The sequence below is a fragment of the Legionella brunensis genome (assembly GCF_001467025.1).
Lineage (GTDB): Bacteria > Pseudomonadota > Gammaproteobacteria > Legionellales > Legionellaceae > Tatlockia > Tatlockia brunensis.
In genome coordinates, this window is record NZ_LNXV01000013.1 from 49,246 (window position 1) to 65,197 (window position 15,952).

Sequence of the window (15,952 nt, forward strand, 5' to 3'; positions counted from 1 at the left end):
CTTAATAAAAGGCCTCATAAAGAGGTCTTGGTTCATCATTCTTCGACGAGTAGTGGGGCTGCGTTTTTAGCATCATCCGCATTTTAAAGCGACGATAAAACTGCTCTTGGGCGTGCGCTTTCCTTGTATAAATTGGTGGTGTCCAACGAGTACAATTTGGAGAATCAAAGAAATTTTATGAGGGTGATAGTACGCTCTTTCTCGTAAATCAAAGAGAACAAGCAACAGCTCAGGTAAAATTTAACTTAATTAATGCCAAGATAAAACTTTATGAACTTAATGACTTAGCTTATTTTTGTTATTCAACAAAAGTGTTTAGTACTAAACGAACGATTGAAACCCATCACCTTCCTATTAAATGATATTGAGCTAGTACAAGACAATTTGAAAATTACAAATCTATCTATCCTCATGCTAAAATTAAAAACAATCTCTATGTCCCTGGTTGATTTAACATGTATGTAGAAATTTTATCTCGAATTCAATTTGGATTTAGCATTGGCTTTCATATTTTATTTCCTACGCTAAATATTGGGCTCGCCTTATTTTTAGTCATCATGGAGATTATGTGGCTGAGGTCCAAAAATCCCTTATATTTAGAAATATGTAAATTTTGGACAAAAATTTTTGCATTAACATTTGGTATGGGTGTTGTATCAGGTATCGTTTTAGCTTATCAAATAGGTACTAACTTTGGCCCCTTCATCAGTAAATTTGGGAATGTATTAGGTGCTTTGTTTGCTTATGAGACCTTAACCGCATTTTTTCTAGAAGCAGGTTTTTTAGGGGTAATGTTGTTTGGGTGGAAAAAAGTACCCAACTGGTTGCATTTTTTGGCCACTCTTTTTGTGGCAATAGGTACTACCATCTCTGCATTTTGGATTATGTCTGCTAATTCCTGGATGCAGACTCCAAGCGGGTACCAATTGGTTGAAGGTAAATATGTGGTTGATAGTTGGTGGGCTGTAGTATTTAACCCTTCATTTTTACCCCGGTTTATTCATATGCTGTTTGCATCTTATGTAACTAGTTGTTTTGTTATCATGGCGGTTGCGGGATATCATTTACTGCGGGAAAAATCTGTCGAAATTTCGAAGAAAACGATTACTTTTACGTTATTCTCGGCTTTGATTCTAGTGCCTTTACAAATTGGAATCGGCGACATGGTTGGCCTAACAATTAACAAACACCAACCTTTAAAAACGGCCGCTATGGAGGGGGTATGGCAAACTCAAAAGGGTGCCCCTTTATTACTATTTGCTATTCCTTCTCAATCGCAACAACAAAATTATTATGAGATTGCTATACCCAAACTAGCCAGTCTAATTAATACCCACGACTTAAATGGAGAAATGTTAGGCCTAAACACAGTTTTGCCAGAAGAACAACCCAAAGTCGCTGCCGTGTTTTTCTCTTTTCGTATTATGGTAGGAATTGGAATATTGATGTTGTTAACTGCTTTAACAGGTCTAATTCTCTATTTGCGCGACAGGTTATTCTCTTCTCAAAGATTTTTTCGGTGGTGTTTATTTATTTCACCTCTAGGATTTATAGCAAGTATAGCGGGCTGGCTTACCGCCGAGCTAGGCCGGCAACCGTGGGTTGTTTATAATCTTTTAAAAACAAGGGATGCAGTTTCAGCAATAGGGCTTGAGGAAGTTATTATTTCCTTTACATTGCTGATTCTTGCTTATGGAGTTATTTTTAGTTTTTATCTTTTTTATCTCTTTAAATTTATAAAAAGAGGAGCGACATTATTAGAAAAAGAAACAGTTGAGCAACACGCATTTCAATATATGACCGATTTACCAAAGGAGAATTAAGCGTGCTTCCATTCATATTTGCTACGATTTTAGCATTTATTGTATTGATGTATGTAATTCTTGATGGCTTTGATCTGGGGATTGGCATTTTATTTCCGTTTACAAATAGTGAGAGTGAACGAGATAGAATGATGAATTCAGTAGCGCCGGTTTGGGATGGTAATGAAACTTGGTTGGTTTTCGGCGGAGCTATTCTTTATGGTGGTTTCCCTCAAGTTTATGGTTTGCTATTACCAATTTTATACATGCCTCTCATGTTGATGTTGATTGCACTCATTTTTCGAGGCGTTAGCTTTGAATTCCGATTTAAAGCTAATAAATCGAAAGTGATATGGAACTGGATTTTTTCAATTAGCTCTGTTGCAGCGGCATTTTTTCAAGGTGTCATTTTGGGAGCTTTTGTTCAAGGTTTCCCAATAAATGAAGCGCAAATGACTATAAAAGGTGCAGATTGGTTGACTCCCTTTAGTTTACTAACCGGGGTCGCATTGGTTTGTGGTTATGGTCTATTAGGTGCTACTTGGATGATAATAAAAAGTAGTGGGACACTGCAGATGAAAATGATCCATTACGCTAAAGGACTATTGATTATGGTCAGTTTTTTTCTTCTTTTTGTAAGTATATGGACACCTTTACACAGTAGAGAAATTTTTGATCGTTGGTATAGTTTTCCGAATGTTCTATTTTTAAGTCCGCTACCTATAATAGCTATAATCGCAATTTATTTGCTGTGGAAAAATTTAACATTGAAAAGTGAACGTAAACCATTTTATTTAAGTGTCGTTATTTTTTTATGCGCATATATAGGAATTGCAATCAGTGTTTACCCTTATCTAATTCCACATGAGGTCACTTTATGGGAGGCGGCAGCGCCAAACTCAACCCTATTGTTTATTTTAATAGGTGTAGTAATTATGTTGCCTGTTCTACTTGCTTATACTTTTTATGCGTACTATTTGTTTCGAGGGAAGACCGACGAAAATTACCATTAACCGTGGTTACTATTTGTATCGATATCCTTTTCACTTTCTTTATATCAAAACTTCATCCACAAGAGGACTCTCTATCAACCTAGCGAATTCATTTGTAATCGACACCACTAGAGAGTTGATGTTTTAATCCCCTTACTTATTTTTTCTAAAACGAGGAATAAACAATTTAATGGGAAAAAACATAGGCGTTGATTCTTGATAATTGACATATAATTGCCCTTTAGATTTTACCAAGCCTTGCTCAGTGATAGGTCCTGTTATCCTGGTCATTAGGTAATATAATGTTAGTGGCGAAAAGAGTGATAGCCATCCCCAAGCGTGGTGAATCGCAAAAAGTGTAAACGAACACCAGACTAACCATTCAAAAAAATAGTTTGGATGTCTGGAATAGTACCAAAAACCCTTATTACATGCTTTTCCAGGATTGTTCGCTTTAAAAGACTGCAATTGAAAATCAGCATATGCTTCCAAAAAAATAAATAAAGCGGCTAACATAAACCCTATAACATCGAGCAGGCTTATTTTATTATTCGAATGCGAGGCAAAAAACCACGGAAGTGAAATTATAAATATAAAAAAGCCTTGTAGCTGAAAATTGATAAAAAAACCGAGAAACTTAGCTATTTTCCAATTATTGCTCAACGCAACATATCGTTTATCAATTAAATTTTTTCGAATGCGGGTATACCATAAATAAAAGCCTAGTCGAAATCCCCATATTATAAGTATAAGACTTAGTAGTTTTGACCTATTACTAATTGTTTCAATATTTAAATAAATAAGCCCAGCTAAGGTGAGTCCCGAAGCCCAGCCAACATCGACTACTGAGGGATTGTTTTTTAAGCGATACCAAATCCATATCAAGGACATGTGGATAACTATAAAGACAATAACGATTAAAAGCTTCATGTACACCCTCGTTTTAAGTGATTAAAAATTTTAAGAGATAAGGGGAGAATTAAAGACCAAATGCCACCGAGATAAATGTAAAACCAAAAACTATTTGCTACAGCAGCACCAAGTCTAACACCAAGCCAGTAAGCCGAGATGATTGAAGGAAAAGCTATAATTCCAATTAAAACACTAGGGATCATAAATACTTTAATAAAAGTAATGAGATTAAATCCAAAAGATAACCAGAGTAGTGTTATCCAAGGTGGACAAAAATAGGGGTTGAAAGGATTTGAATTGTAGGAGATTAAACCTGAACGTAGCCAAATCTTATCTATAATCGATCCCATGACCATTAAGGCTACACCATAGAATAAAGCATTACTCAACGAACGCTGCTTAATTGTTTCAAATATAATTTGGAAACTAAAAATTACCATCATTGATAACAGAGCTTCGTAAAACTTATTCAGTGCTACAAAAAAGATACAACTTATCCAAGTTAAGTAATAACAAAAAAAAAATGGACAACCCAGTTTTTGATCGTCATGATAAACTGTTAAGGCGAGCTGCGAGAGCAACACAACCTTGGCCAGCATGTAAACCAATTGCGAGAGACACCGGTTTAACATAGAGTGGAGACTTATTAAATCTCTGTGATGTAATCTTTGCAAATTCCAAGGCTTCACTTTCGGCATTTGCATGAACAATACAATACTCTTCTAATTTTAAATCGTTTTTTTTGATGGACTGTTCCAAGTAGTTAATTGATTTCGTCAATGCTTTGGAACGGGAAAATGACTTACCTGCAATGAATCCCTTGCCCTGACAATCAACGGAAACTATCGGTTTCAATTTAGACCAAGTTGCGATGCGCCCTTTAAAATTACTCATTCGTCCGGAGCGTACCATCGAATCGAATTGATTAACGGCCACATAAATATAAGTAGTTCTTATGGCATTTGAAATTTGTTTAATAATTTGTTTAATTGATTGTCCTGCTTCAATTAACTCACCTGCATAATTTAACAGTAAACCATGGGCACCCGAATTTGTTTTTGAGTCAATGACTGTGATATTTGAATAATTTTTTGCAGCTTGAATAAATGCCTCATACATTCCACTCATTGCTTTTGAGACAGAAATGACCAAAACATTTTCATAGGTTTTGCTAAGTTGTCCGAATTTTTCTTCAAGTACTGATAATGAGGGATAGGATGTCTTTGGATACTCATGCAAAAAACTATTCAAGTTGGCATAAAAATCATTTTCCTCAAAACAATATTTATCTAACAGCTGATGTTGTCCCATTTGTATATTAATGGGTATCAAATGAATTTGATGTTTATCAATAAGTTGTTGTGATAAATCAGCACTCGAGTCTGAAACCAGTGCAATATTTCCTTTCGGGGCGTGGTTCATTTCGAATTGTCTTCGCATGTCATCCACTTTAGGGTAAAGGATAGTATGTTGCTGGCATAAATGAGCAAAAATAATTTGTGGATTTTCTGTATGAACATGGAATCGGCAAAGATCGTTATTGCTAGTGACTAGAGCATGCTCACCATGCTTCATCAAAAAATTTAAAATATTGTTTTTATCCAGTGAAGGGGATTTCAATACTGCCTCGGTACAGTAACGATGGTTTTCCTTACTATGGTTATCAAACAAGTGTTCAGGTTTTAAAGATGTTAAATTTGTATCGAACTTTAGATTTTCTATTTGAGGATTTTGCAAAAATTGAGTAAAACCCTCGAGGAAGAAATAGAATCCCAGCGCGCCAGCATCAACAACGTTTGATTTTTTGATTTCCGGTAGCATGTGGGTTGTTTTTTGCAATTCCAGCAAAAGAGGTGGTAATATTTTTGTCATCCCTAATTCAAAAGAGCACTCATTTTTAATTTGTTGGCTAATAAAAGCTAATTGCTTAATAAGAGTAAGGATAGTGCCTTCTACTGGATTGGGAATTGACTCTTCAACCTCTCTTGAAACGGTTTGTAGTATATGAGCAAAAACGTCAAATTCGATGATAGTCTCTAATGGCATATTTTCCGCTAGCGAATTAAAAAATTGAGCGAGGATCATTCCTGAATTACCTCTTGCTCCTATAATGCTGGCATCTGCGATTGATTTTGATGTTTCTCGCAAGGTTAATTGGGGTGAGGAAAAATGAATAATTGCATTGGCTAGGGACGCCATATTATCGCCAGTATCGCCATCCGCAACAGGAAATACATTAATACTATTTATCTCTATTTTATTATTGATTATCCAGTGACACCCAACCACAATACCACGATGAAATTGCTCGCAATCTAATTTATCTAATGCCATAAATTGTTTCCTCGAGGAATAACGTTTAAATTAAGTATTAAACATGAGATAGCTAACAATACTTATAGGGAGAGGTAAGTGGGGCATTATCTAATCATTGCAGGAAGCAGTGCCATGGGTCAAGCAATAACCAGTGCTTTAGAAAGAAGAGGCGATACTTTTTTCACTACTGCCCGGGATGAAACTAAAATTAAACCGGACATGATTTTAGATGCAACCGATTTCGAACAAGTGAAGGAAGCTTTTCGTAGGGCAGGAGCTCTGGATGGAGTGGTAAATTGCAGCGGCTCATTACTGCTTAAAAATGCTCATCTGACGAACAAAAGTGAATATCAAAAAGTTATCGACGCCTCTCTGACAACTGCATTTGCGACAGTTCATGCTGCTGGAGCTATTATGAAAAGTGGTGGTTCAGTGGTTCTTATGTCTTCTGCTGCAGCACTTATAGGGCTTCCCAATCACGAAGCAATTTCGGCAGCTAAAGCTGCAATTATCGGTCTCGCTCGCTCCGCTGCAGCAAGTTACGCCCATTCTAATTTGAGAATCAATGTCATTGCTCCCGGTATGGTGGATACGCATCTTACTAAAAATTTAGTGGCCAATGAACTTTTTTACAATGCTTCGAAAGCGATGCATCCTCTCGGACGATTAGGTAGTGTCAATGATATAGCTCAAGGAGTCCTGTTCTTTCTTAATCCTGAAAATAGCTGGATTACAGGTCAGGTTCTTTGCATAGACGGTGGGCTTAGTCACGTTAAATCTAAGATTAAACTGTAATTGTGGATTAAAGAATGCCAAAACTTTGCTTCTTACTGGGCGACCAGATCAGTAAATCATTAACTGCTTTAAAGAAAATTAACAAAGATAACGACCTTGTATTCTTATGTGAAGTCATGGAAGAAGCAACTTATGTGAATCATCATCCTAAAAAAATAGCCTTTCTATTCTCAGCGATGCGACATTTCGCTAAAGACCTCACTAAGGATGGTTACCATGTCCGTTATGTAACGCTAGATGAGCCCCATAATCTAGGATCGCTTGAAAAAGAACTTTATCGTGTCATTGAAGAAGAGAACATAACATCTGTAGTCTTGACAGAGCCGGGAGAATGGCGAGTTTTACAAAAATTTTTACTACTTAAACAAGCATTGACCATTCCAGTTACTCTTCATGCGGATAATCGTTTTCTTAGCTCCATCAGTGAGTTTAAAAATTGGTTAAAGAATAAGAAACATTTGCGCATGGAATTTTTTTATCGAATGATGAGGAAAAAATATTCGATACTCATGAAGAATGAAGAAATTCCGATTGGTCGAAAATGGAATTTTGATGACCTCAATCGAAAAAGAGCCAGCACTGATTTACATTTCCCACCCCGATTAACCCATAACCATGATGAAATTACTCTGAAGGTCTTAGCGCTTGTTAAAGAAAAATTTAGCCATCATTTTGGACGTTTAGATAATTTTAACATGGCGGTTACGCGAGAAGAGGCTTTGGAAGAGGCTCATTTTTTTATAAATCAGTGCCTCCCACAATTTGGTGATTATCAGGACGCCATGCTTAAACAAGAAGTACATTTATTTCATTCACGATTATCTTGCTATTTAAATGCAGGGTTATTATTGCCACTAGAGCTATGTAAAATGGCGGAGCAAGCCTATTTAAAAAATGCGGTGGCTATCAATTCAGCGGAGGGATTTATTAGACAAATCCTTGGCTGGAGAGAATATGTGAGAGGAATCTATTGGAGTTTCATGCCAGACTATGCCAATTTAAATTATTTTAACGCTACTCGCTCCTTACCGGATTTCTTTTGGGGCAAACCGACAGATATGTTTTGTCTTAAAGAAGTAGTCAAACAAACAGGTGATGAGGCATACTCTCATCACATTCAACGTCTAATGATTACTGGTAATTTTGCCTTATTAGCAGGATTGGATCCAAAAGAAGTTTGCAAATGGTATTTAGAAGTCTATGCTGATGCATACGAATGGGTTGAGCTTCCCAATACTTTGGGTATGGCCCTTTATGCTGATGGTGGGGTAATTGCAAGTAAACCCTATGCAGCAAGTGGAAAATACATAAATCGGATGAGTAATTTTTGCCAATCGTGCATCTATGATCCCAAAGAAGTTACCGGCGAGAAAGCGTGTCCTTTCAATTCGCTTTATTGGAATTTTTTAGATAAAAACAGAAATAAACTCGATAATAATCCTCGTCTTCGGTATGTGTATATGCATTTAGATAAGATGCCCGGTAATAAAAAAGAGGAAATTTTTCAAAAGGCTCAGACGTTTTTAAAACAACTAGACTAAATGTTCATCCACGATCCGATCCAGATGGTGAGGACAGAGCTTAAGCTGCATAACATTATACCCCAAGCCAAATCGATAAAAGCCATATGGATAGGCCAATTTTTAAAAATAGCGAGGCAGGTAAAATCATAAATCCCATAAATAATTAAACCAAGTAGTGCACCATATAAGGTAGCATGAAATAAAGAGTTGTTAGCTAAGGGCTGAATAAAAATAACAATAGATAAGGCAAACAGCGCATATACTAAAAAGGTGGCCCACCAAATAGGTCGAAGTTGATGATCACTGAGACGTAGCCAATCCTTGTAATGTTCAATATATAAATTCTTTGCTACAAGTCCAAGCCAAATAAAATCAAGAATTATAAAGATAACTAGTGCAATAAAGAATGTTTTTATATTCATTAGATTCATCATTTTCCTTAAATTTATAATAACTAATCGATATCTCTCATATCTTTTATTGTATTTAAGCGAGAGTGTTTAATCACATCGTAATATTTTAAAGCTCTTTTTTTAGCTTCGTTGTGATCAACAATAGGTATGGGGTAGTCTTTTCCTATTTTGATTCCTGTTTTTAAAGAGCTTTCTAACCAAGGCTGATGAATGTATTGTGAACTAACATTGGAAAGCTCTGGAACCCATTGACGTATGTAATCTCCATTACTATCAAATTTTTCGCTTTGTAAAATCGGATTAAAAATACGAAAATAGGGGGCGGCATCTGCTCCACAACCAGCAACCCACTGCCAACTTGCACTATTGTTGGCCAAATCTGCATCAACTAGGGTATCTAAAAACCAATCTGCACCTTTACGCCAGTCAATTAATAAATCTTTAGTTAAAAAAGAAGCTACAACCATTCTTACGCGATTGTGCATATAACCTGTAGTCCATAACTCTCTCATGCCGGCATCGATTAATGGATAGCCAGTCTCTCCTTTTCTCCAGTGATCAAGAAGTTTTTCATCAGAATTCCAGGGAAACATTTCAAATTCTTTTCTAAAACATTCTTGAGGTAGATTGGGAAAATTGTATAAGAGATGATACGAAAATTCACGCCAACCCAGTTCTGACAAAAAATGGTCGATTGAAGTTAAATTAGATTGCTCATCAAGCTTCAGCAGTTCTAGATGGCTGAAAACATCCCAGGGAGAAATTTCACCAAAATGTAAGTGTGGGGATAATTTTGAAGTGCCGTCTTCTATAGGTATATTTCGATCGTTTTTATAAGACAGAAGTTTTTTTTGAATGAAATTTTTCAATTTTTCTTGAGCACCTTTCTCACCAGGTTGCCAATATTTAGAAAAATTAATAGCCCAATTAGGTTTTTTAGGCAATAAGTTCCACTTCTCTAAAGCTTCTGATTGAAGTTCTAAGTTTGTTGGACGATTTGTAATAAGGTAGGGTTTGGGTAATGTTAATATTTTGAGGCTTTGTTTCCAAAAAGGAGTAAACACTTTAAAACATTCACCACTTTTGTTTTTAATATTCCAAGGTTCATTTAATAAACTACCATTGGTGCTATGAACTGCAACACCATGCTCTAGGAGGGTAGTTTTAATTTTTGTGTCACGTTTTATAGCGATTGGTTCATAGCAGCGATTCCAGTATACAGCTACAGCTCCGGATTCCTTAATTAAACCCATAAGAATCTCAAGGGAACTTCCGGAGCGTAGGTTTAATGTTAACCCCCAATCTTCTTCCAAGGAGCTATTTAACTCTTTTAGACTGTAGTAAAGCCACCACTTGTGGGCACTGCCGAGAACACTTGTTTCTTTATCAAAAATATAAATAGGGATTATCACATCATGCTCGTTGCATGCGCTAGAAAGGGCAGGATTATTTGATAATCTAAGGTCTTGTCTGAACCAAACTATAGCAATGCTCATAGACTTAAAATTATAAAACAATTATTGTCATAGGTATTAACTACCATACAGCTAAGCTTTTGAATACTCAAATTGAAATATAAAAATATTTTGCTAAGCTTTTCTGGTCAAGCCCTTTTGTAGCCTTATGCTCAATGTGAACGCCCAGACTTTGGATTCAAAACGACTAAAGTGCATTCCTTGCGCACTTCTTATTATGAGGAAGAGGTCTAGGATTGTATCGGTTATGATCATAAAGAATACAAAACACGACGAGATGGTTTGTTAAAAGCCGACCCTACGAATTGTAATTATTGCAACCTTAAAGTAGTTTTCTGTAATGCACGGATGATAAGCTCACTGATAGTAAGTTATGATTCCATTTTTTTTAAAGAATTTCCGGTGAAAAAAGGATTGTTACTAAAATCTCGGTGCTCCAACTCTACGAATAATCGAGAGATTAAGCGTTATTTGCGTCACCTTGAAATGGCAAAGTTTCTGGATACATCTGTCGAGTCATTAAAAACTATCTTACCTGTAAATTTTTACTTTGTTGATAGGAAGATACAAATAATAACATGTGATAATGATAATCCCGATTAACTAAATTATTTAAACACCACTTTGCTTGGTGTATAGTAACTTTTCCGGTAAGAAAGGGATTTTTATTATGCCAAAACGAATTAAATTTTGTATTGCCACAGCGACTGTAACTCTATTCTTGATAAGTTTGTTTCCTTATTTACATGCAGACACCGCACCTAAAACCAATCAGTATTGGTGGCCTCATATGCTGGATCTCACCCCGCTTCGTCAGCCTAATGCGACAGCTAGTCCCAGGGGAGAACAATTCAATTATGCAGCAGCTTTTAATACTCTGGATCTCAATGCAGTGATTGCAGACCTTAAGCAAGTCATGACCACCTCTCAAAACTGGTGGCCTGCTGATTTTGGTAATTACGGCCCTCTATTTATCCGTATGTCTTGGCATGCTGCCGGAACTTATAGAATTTATGATGGTCGAGGTGGAGCTAATGGAGGATATCAACGTTTTGTTCCTCAAAACAGCTGGCCAGACAATGCAAATCTTGATAAGGCTAGACGATTGTTGTGGCCAATCAAAAAAAAATACGGTGATAAAATCTCATGGGCCGATTTACTGGTTCTTGCTGGAAATGTCGCTATGGACTCCATGGGTTTTCATACTTTGGGATTTGCTGGCGGACGTGAAGATGCCTGGGAGGCTGTCAATATCAACTGGGGTGCAGAAGGAAAATGGTTAGAGAGTATGCGCCATAACCAGGATGGTAGTCTTAAAAAGCCTCTTGCCGCTTCAGTGATGGGATTGATTTATGTGAATCCAGAAGGTCCAAATGGGGTACCTGATCCGCTTGCGGCTGCTAAAGACATTCGAGAGACCTTTGGTCGTATGGCGATGAATGATGAAGAAACAGTGGCACTAATTGCAGGAGGACATGCATTTGGTAAGGTGCATGGTGCTGCATCCACTCAAAACTTAGGACCGGCTCCAGCTGGCGCAGAAATTGAACAACAAGATCTGGGTTGGAAAAACAGTTATCGTACGGGCAAGGGTAAAGACACCATTACCAGTGGTTTGGAAGGGGCTTGGACAGTTTCTCCCACAAGATGGAGTCATAATTATCTGCAAAATCTGTTTGCATTTAATTGGGTTCAAACTAAGAGTCCGGCAGGAGCTACTCAATGGATTCCTGATAATCAAAGTGCCTCTTCTATGGTTCCCGATGCCTACGATCCTTCTAAACGGCATTCGCCAATCATGCTAACCACAGATCTGGCGCTAAAATTCGACCCAGTTTATAGTAAAATTGCCAAACGTTTTCTGGAAAATCCTAAAGAGTTTGATGATGCCTTTGCCAAAGCATGGTTTAAATTAATTCATCGCGATATGGGCCCGCGATCTAGGTATCTTGGTCCATTAGTACCTAAAGAGGTTATGATTTGGCAAGATCCTGTACCTGAGGTCGATTACGCTTTAGTTGATAACCAGGACGTTGAGCAACTTAAAAGAAAACTACTCAATTCAGGATTAACTCCTGCAGAGCTAGTGAGGACGGCATGGGCTTCAGCCTCCACTTTCCGAGGCACTGACATGCGTGGAGGAGCAAATGGAGCAAGAATACGTCTTGCTCCACAGAAAGATTGGACAGCAAATAATCCGAGTGAGTTAGCGAAAGTTTTAAAATCTCTTGAAACAATTCAAAATGATTTTAACAAAGCTCAAACGGGAGGAAAAAAAATATCGCTTGCTGATTTAATTGTTCTTGGAGGTAGTGCGGCTATAGAACAAGCAGCTAAAAAATCAGGTTATACAATTCAAGTACCTTTTACCCCTGGACGGACTGATGCTATTCAAGCTATGACAGACGTGCAGTCTTTTGAAGTTCTGAAACCTACGGCAGATGGTTTCAGGAACTATTTTGATAAAAGTAATCAAAAATCTCCGCCAGAAATGCTGGTTGATAAAGCAAGTTTGTTGAATTTAAGCGTTCCTGAAATGACAGTTCTCATTGGAGGTATGCGTGTACTTAATGTGAATACGGGACAATCTCAGTATGGTGTATTGACTGATAAGCCCGGGACTTTAAGTAATGATTTCTTTGTTAATCTGCTTGATATGTCAACAGAATGGAGAAAGTCTAAGGATGAAGAGGGGGTCTATGAAGGGTATGCTCGGGATACAAATCAATTGAAGTGGAAAGCTACCTCTGTGGATCTAATTTTTGGTGCCAATTCTGAGTTAAGGGCTGTGGCTGAGTTTTATGCTATGGATGACTCTAAAGAAAGATTTGTTAATGATTTCGTTAAAGCTTGGGTTAAAGTGATGAATGCCGATCGTTTTGATCTTAAAAACAAAGATCTTATTATAAAAAGCAATATACAGGAAGGTTGACAGATAGAGTTAAGGATAATCCTGTTCCGGTCGGATTTAGGCTAATTGAGTCAAGGATTTAAATAACAGAGTAAACATTTAATTTATCTATCAATCAAAGATAAAGCCCCAATTTGGGGCTTTATCGCTAGAAAAGAGAGCATAAGCAAAGGTCTCAAAATCAATCTCCAATTTAAACGGCAAGAACTTTAATATTATTTTGATATGCCACCTAGAAGTGTGACGAACAAAAATGACTTGGTCCAATAGATCTGACCTACCCAGTTAAGTACATTTTCTCTTAGACCCTTGGGGATCAATAGGATAATTAATCTCATCAAAGAATTGGTACTAATTTAGGGGATAGACCACTCTGTTTTTTCAAATGGGCGTTCACCCTTTATGGTTAAAACATGTTGCTCTAAGCAACAATGCAGAAAAATCTTAAAATGCATGCTCTTGAAAATGAATTTTTTGACCTTATCTCTGTAAATGCCATTTATTTTTAGGGAGAGTTATATAATCAAGTAGTACTGTAATGAACTCATCTAACTAGTAATAAAATAACTTAATTTTTGTTTATATTTTTGCTTTTAATAAAATTAGAATTAAGAGGATTTAAACTATGACGACAGTTCAAACAACAATACGCGGTATTTCATCAACACCGGCGATCAATTATCATATCAATAGACATTTTAACAAACTTAAAAGAGCCTACAGCAAAATAAATAAATGTAGGGTGACGGTCGATTTAGCTAAAAATAATACACATAAAGACAAGCTTTATACGGTATGCATCGATATAACTACACCTGGAAAAGAGTTAGTTAGTAAAAAGCAGGATCCCAATTTATTTATCGCTATTCGTAATGGCTTTTTAGCACTCGAGCAATTATTAGAGAAACATCATAAAAAGAAATTGCTCTTTAACAAAAACTACCCTAATTATCTGCGAGATTATACTAGCAACGCAATGGATCAAGCCATTTAAACAGTTTAAACCTTTTATTGATAAACGAAGGCAGGGCATGTAGTTCATAGCCCTGTCATATAAATTTTTGAATTAGGTATAGGTTGATAAAGAAGGGGGGGGCATGAAAAAAGAATTCATTCTATTTTTATCGTGTGCGGTCATGCTTACTGCAATGGGGTCTTTGGTTAATGCCAAAGACAGGAATCAGGTGCAAAAAAGTACTAATCAAATTGCATTTCCATTCGATAACGATCCGTTTTTTCAATCCAATGATGATGCGTTTAATCAAATTAAGATTATCCAACAAGCTATAGACAGATTAATGCAACATCAGTTTGAGCAAATTAATAACAACGCTCTTTATTTGATGAACTCAAAAAACACTCTAGGTTCTTCACAAGACATTCATATGGAAGAACGCAACAACGAACTCGTTTATACTATCAAACAGCCTGAAGGCTCCGATAGTAAAGTTGATGTTTCTGTTAAGAATGGTTTATTGATTATTAATACTCATTTCATGCAGAAAAGAACACATAGCCACAATGGCAGCAGAAGTTATAGTTATTCTCAACATAACTACACTCAGTCTTTTAAATTGCCAAGTGGTTATGATCCCAATTCAATTGCTCTGAAGACAAAGGACTCTGATCTTATTGTTACCTTCAAAAAACAGGGTGTATCGAATTCTTTAAAGATCTGAAGCTTTATCTATAAAATGACATCAGCATAGAATATGCCCAGGTAGTTACTAAAAGTTCTAAAGTAAATCACGGGGGCGGTTAAACCGTGCCCTGTGATCAAGGCACAAGACGAATTCTCAATATATAATTTAAATAACTATTTCCTTGGTTCGAATTATCAATATGAAAAAACTAATTGTGTTGGGTATAATTGTAAGCCTTCTATTCTTCCGCTTTGCTTTGATCTTTATAACACCTGCGCAAGTAGCATTTTACCAAATCGACCCGAATCAAATTGGTTACATTGGACTGCTGAAAAACTCAATTGTCCAATTATTGTTCTGTTTGAGCCTGATTATCATGCTCATTGGCTTTAGGATGGCTTTTAATAAGATTGGCGCTCTAGGGTTCAGTTTTTCATTAAATAATTGGATTTTTGTTCTGATTGCAGGATTAGTTTGTGTTTCAGTAACCATTCTTTGTATTAATTGGACATATATCCATTCGGAGTTTACGGCGTTAACTTCAATGTTAATGTATGAAGCTTATAATCCCCAATCCGCACCAAATTTGAGTTATTATCAATGGAAATATTCACTTAATCCCGCTAAGGTTACTCTGACTTTATTAGTAATCCCTATGCTTCTTCCATTATTCTATTATATAAGAATAATCTCTCGAAATAAAAAATCTTCCTCATCATAAATACTGGAGCACCGAGGTCGGACTCAAATCATTGTGGTTTGAGTGCATGGATGTTACTAGGGTCATCCCGCAGGAGACTATTATGCCTATTGTATCTATAGAAGTTGGAAGAAATATTCTCTGGAGCAAGAGAAAGCATTAATAATAGCTGTTCATTCGTTTTTAACTCAAGAGCTAACAGAGTTTACAAGTAAATCTGATTAGCTCGAGTTTAAATTGATTGGTTGTACTTAGGTTATAGGTTTTAGTGCTGCTTGTCTCTTGTTGCACCTAATAACCAATCCACACTGACTTCAAGTTCATCGGCAATTTTTTGCATTGAATTAGAATCTATAATCATGCCATTTAATATGGCTTCAGCTTTAAATTTGGGCAATTTAAAAAGCTTTGAACACACTTGAACGCGCTCCATCATTAACCCAGGAACTCCCATTGCATCCAATTCATTG

At 36.6% G+C, this 15,952-nt stretch carries 14 protein-coding genes and 1 pseudogene; 9 read left to right on the forward strand and 6 right to left on the reverse strand.

The window, feature by feature from the left end:
- Positions 1-143: 143 nt before the first annotated feature.
- The 3 genes and pseudogenes from Lbru_RS17940 to cydB form a co-directional block, all read left to right on the forward strand.
- Positions 144-362: pseudogene (locus Lbru_RS17940) on the forward strand (hypothetical protein); the annotation flags it as partial.
- A gap of 93 nt (positions 363-455) precedes the next feature.
- Complete coding sequence (locus Lbru_RS08215; RefSeq protein ID WP_058441710.1) at positions 456-1,823, forward strand: cytochrome ubiquinol oxidase subunit I; 1,368 nt, start codon at positions 456-458, stop codon at positions 1,821-1,823.
- Positions 1,824-1,825: 2 nt separating this feature from the next.
- Positions 1,826-2,815: a cytochrome d ubiquinol oxidase subunit II gene (gene cydB / locus Lbru_RS08220; RefSeq protein ID WP_058441711.1), complete on the forward strand. Its 990-nt coding sequence runs from the start codon at positions 1,826-1,828 to the stop codon at positions 2,813-2,815.
- Between the two features lie 132 nt (positions 2,816-2,947).
- Here cydB and Lbru_RS08225 read toward each other — a convergent pair whose 3' ends face one another.
- From Lbru_RS08225 to Lbru_RS08235, 3 genes are read right to left on the reverse strand one after another with little or no spacing between them, the layout of a single operon-like run.
- A complete protein-coding gene (locus tag Lbru_RS08225; protein WP_058441712.1) occupies positions 2,948-3,724 on the reverse strand; it encodes a DUF1295 domain-containing protein in 777 nt (258 codons plus the stop codon).
- Positions 3,721-4,338 (reverse strand): DUF2878 family protein, encoded by a 618-nt coding sequence (locus Lbru_RS08230; protein ID WP_083500872.1) that lies wholly within the window; start codon positions 4,336-4,338, stop codon positions 3,721-3,723. The genes Lbru_RS08225 and Lbru_RS08230 overlap by 4 nt, the downstream gene beginning before the upstream one ends.
- Positions 4,253-6,040: a DegV family protein gene (locus tag Lbru_RS08235; RefSeq protein ID WP_058441714.1), complete on the reverse strand. Its 1,788-nt coding sequence runs from the start codon at positions 6,038-6,040 to the stop codon at positions 4,253-4,255. The genes Lbru_RS08230 and Lbru_RS08235 overlap by 86 nt, the downstream gene beginning before the upstream one ends.
- 78 nt (positions 6,041-6,118) lie before the next feature.
- Between Lbru_RS08235 and Lbru_RS08240 the strand changes: the two genes are divergently transcribed.
- On the forward strand, positions 6,119-6,817 hold the full coding sequence (locus tag Lbru_RS08240) for an SDR family oxidoreductase (protein ID WP_083500873.1): 699 nt from the start codon (positions 6,119-6,121) through the stop codon (positions 6,815-6,817).
- 14 nt (positions 6,818-6,831) lie between these two features.
- Positions 6,832-8,358 carry a cryptochrome/photolyase family protein gene (locus Lbru_RS08245; protein ID WP_058441715.1) on the forward strand — a complete coding sequence of 509 codons (1,527 nt, stop codon included), beginning with the start codon at positions 6,832-6,834 and terminating at the stop codon, positions 8,356-8,358.
- Here Lbru_RS08245 and Lbru_RS08250 read toward each other — a convergent pair.
- Both Lbru_RS08250 and Lbru_RS08255 read right to left on the reverse strand, forming a co-directional pair.
- Positions 8,355-8,762 (reverse strand): DUF2177 family protein, encoded by a 408-nt coding sequence (locus tag Lbru_RS08250; RefSeq protein ID WP_238583856.1) that lies wholly within the window; start codon positions 8,760-8,762, stop codon positions 8,355-8,357. The genes Lbru_RS08245 and Lbru_RS08250 overlap by 4 nt on opposite strands.
- 32 nt (positions 8,763-8,794) lie before the next feature.
- The gene (locus Lbru_RS08255; protein WP_058441717.1) at positions 8,795-10,249 is read right to left on the reverse strand and encodes a cryptochrome/photolyase family protein; all 1,455 of its coding nucleotides are present in this window, start codon (positions 10,247-10,249) and stop codon (positions 8,795-8,797) included.
- 649 nt (positions 10,250-10,898) lie between these two features.
- Here Lbru_RS08255 and katG point away from each other — a divergent pair.
- The 4 genes from katG to Lbru_RS08275 all read left to right on the forward strand — a co-directional run bounded on the left by katG (position 10,899) and on the right by Lbru_RS08275 (position 15,503).
- A complete protein-coding gene (gene katG / locus Lbru_RS08260) occupies positions 10,899-13,160 on the forward strand; it encodes a catalase/peroxidase HPI (RefSeq protein WP_058441718.1) in 2,262 nt (753 codons plus the stop codon).
- 604 nt (positions 13,161-13,764) lie between these two features.
- Positions 13,765-14,133, forward strand: a complete 369-nt coding sequence (locus tag Lbru_RS08265; RefSeq protein WP_058441719.1) for an HPF/RaiA family ribosome-associated protein — start codon at positions 13,765-13,767, stop codon at positions 14,131-14,133.
- A gap of 103 nt (positions 14,134-14,236) precedes the next feature.
- Positions 14,237-14,818 carry an Hsp20/alpha crystallin family protein gene (locus Lbru_RS08270; RefSeq protein ID WP_058441720.1) on the forward strand — a complete coding sequence of 194 codons (582 nt, stop codon included), beginning with the start codon at positions 14,237-14,239 and terminating at the stop codon, positions 14,816-14,818.
- A 163-nt stretch (positions 14,819-14,981) separates the two neighbouring features.
- A complete protein-coding gene (locus Lbru_RS08275; RefSeq protein ID WP_058441721.1) occupies positions 14,982-15,503 on the forward strand; it encodes a hypothetical protein in 522 nt (173 codons plus the stop codon).
- A 244-nt stretch (positions 15,504-15,747) separates the two neighbouring features.
- Here Lbru_RS08275 and Lbru_RS08280 read toward each other — a convergent pair.
- Positions 15,748-15,952: hypothetical protein (locus Lbru_RS08280; protein WP_065235444.1), on the reverse strand; the 205-nt coding region annotated here is incomplete at its 5' end.

Coding starts and splice junctions, on each gene's coding strand:
- Lbru_RS08215 (WP_058441710.1), top strand. CDS start 456: ATGTATGTAGAAATTTTATCTCGAATTCAATTTGGATTTAGCATTGGC.
- Lbru_RS08225 (WP_058441712.1), bottom strand. CDS start 3,724: ATGAAGCTTTTAATCGTTATTGTCTTTATAGTTATCCACATGTCCTTG.
- Lbru_RS08230 (WP_083500872.1), bottom strand. CDS start 4,338: ATGTTAAACCGGTGTCTCTCGCAATTGGTTTACATGCTGGCCAAGGTT.
- Lbru_RS08235 (WP_058441714.1), bottom strand. CDS start 6,040: ATGGCATTAGATAAATTAGATTGCGAGCAATTTCATCGTGGTATTGTG.
- Lbru_RS08245 (WP_058441715.1), top strand. CDS start 6,832: ATGCCAAAACTTTGCTTCTTACTGGGCGACCAGATCAGTAAATCATTA.
- Lbru_RS08250 (WP_238583856.1), bottom strand. CDS start 8,762: ATGAATATAAAAACATTCTTTATTGCACTAGTTATCTTTATAATTCTT.
- Lbru_RS08255 (WP_058441717.1), bottom strand. CDS start 10,249: ATGAGCATTGCTATAGTTTGGTTCAGACAAGACCTTAGATTATCAAAT.
- katG (WP_058441718.1), top strand. CDS start 10,899: ATGCCAAAACGAATTAAATTTTGTATTGCCACAGCGACTGTAACTCTA.
- Lbru_RS08265 (WP_058441719.1), top strand. CDS start 13,765: ATGACGACAGTTCAAACAACAATACGCGGTATTTCATCAACACCGGCG.
- Lbru_RS08270 (WP_058441720.1), top strand. CDS start 14,237: ATGAAAAAAGAATTCATTCTATTTTTATCGTGTGCGGTCATGCTTACT.
- Lbru_RS08275 (WP_058441721.1), top strand. CDS start 14,982: ATGAAAAAACTAATTGTGTTGGGTATAATTGTAAGCCTTCTATTCTTC.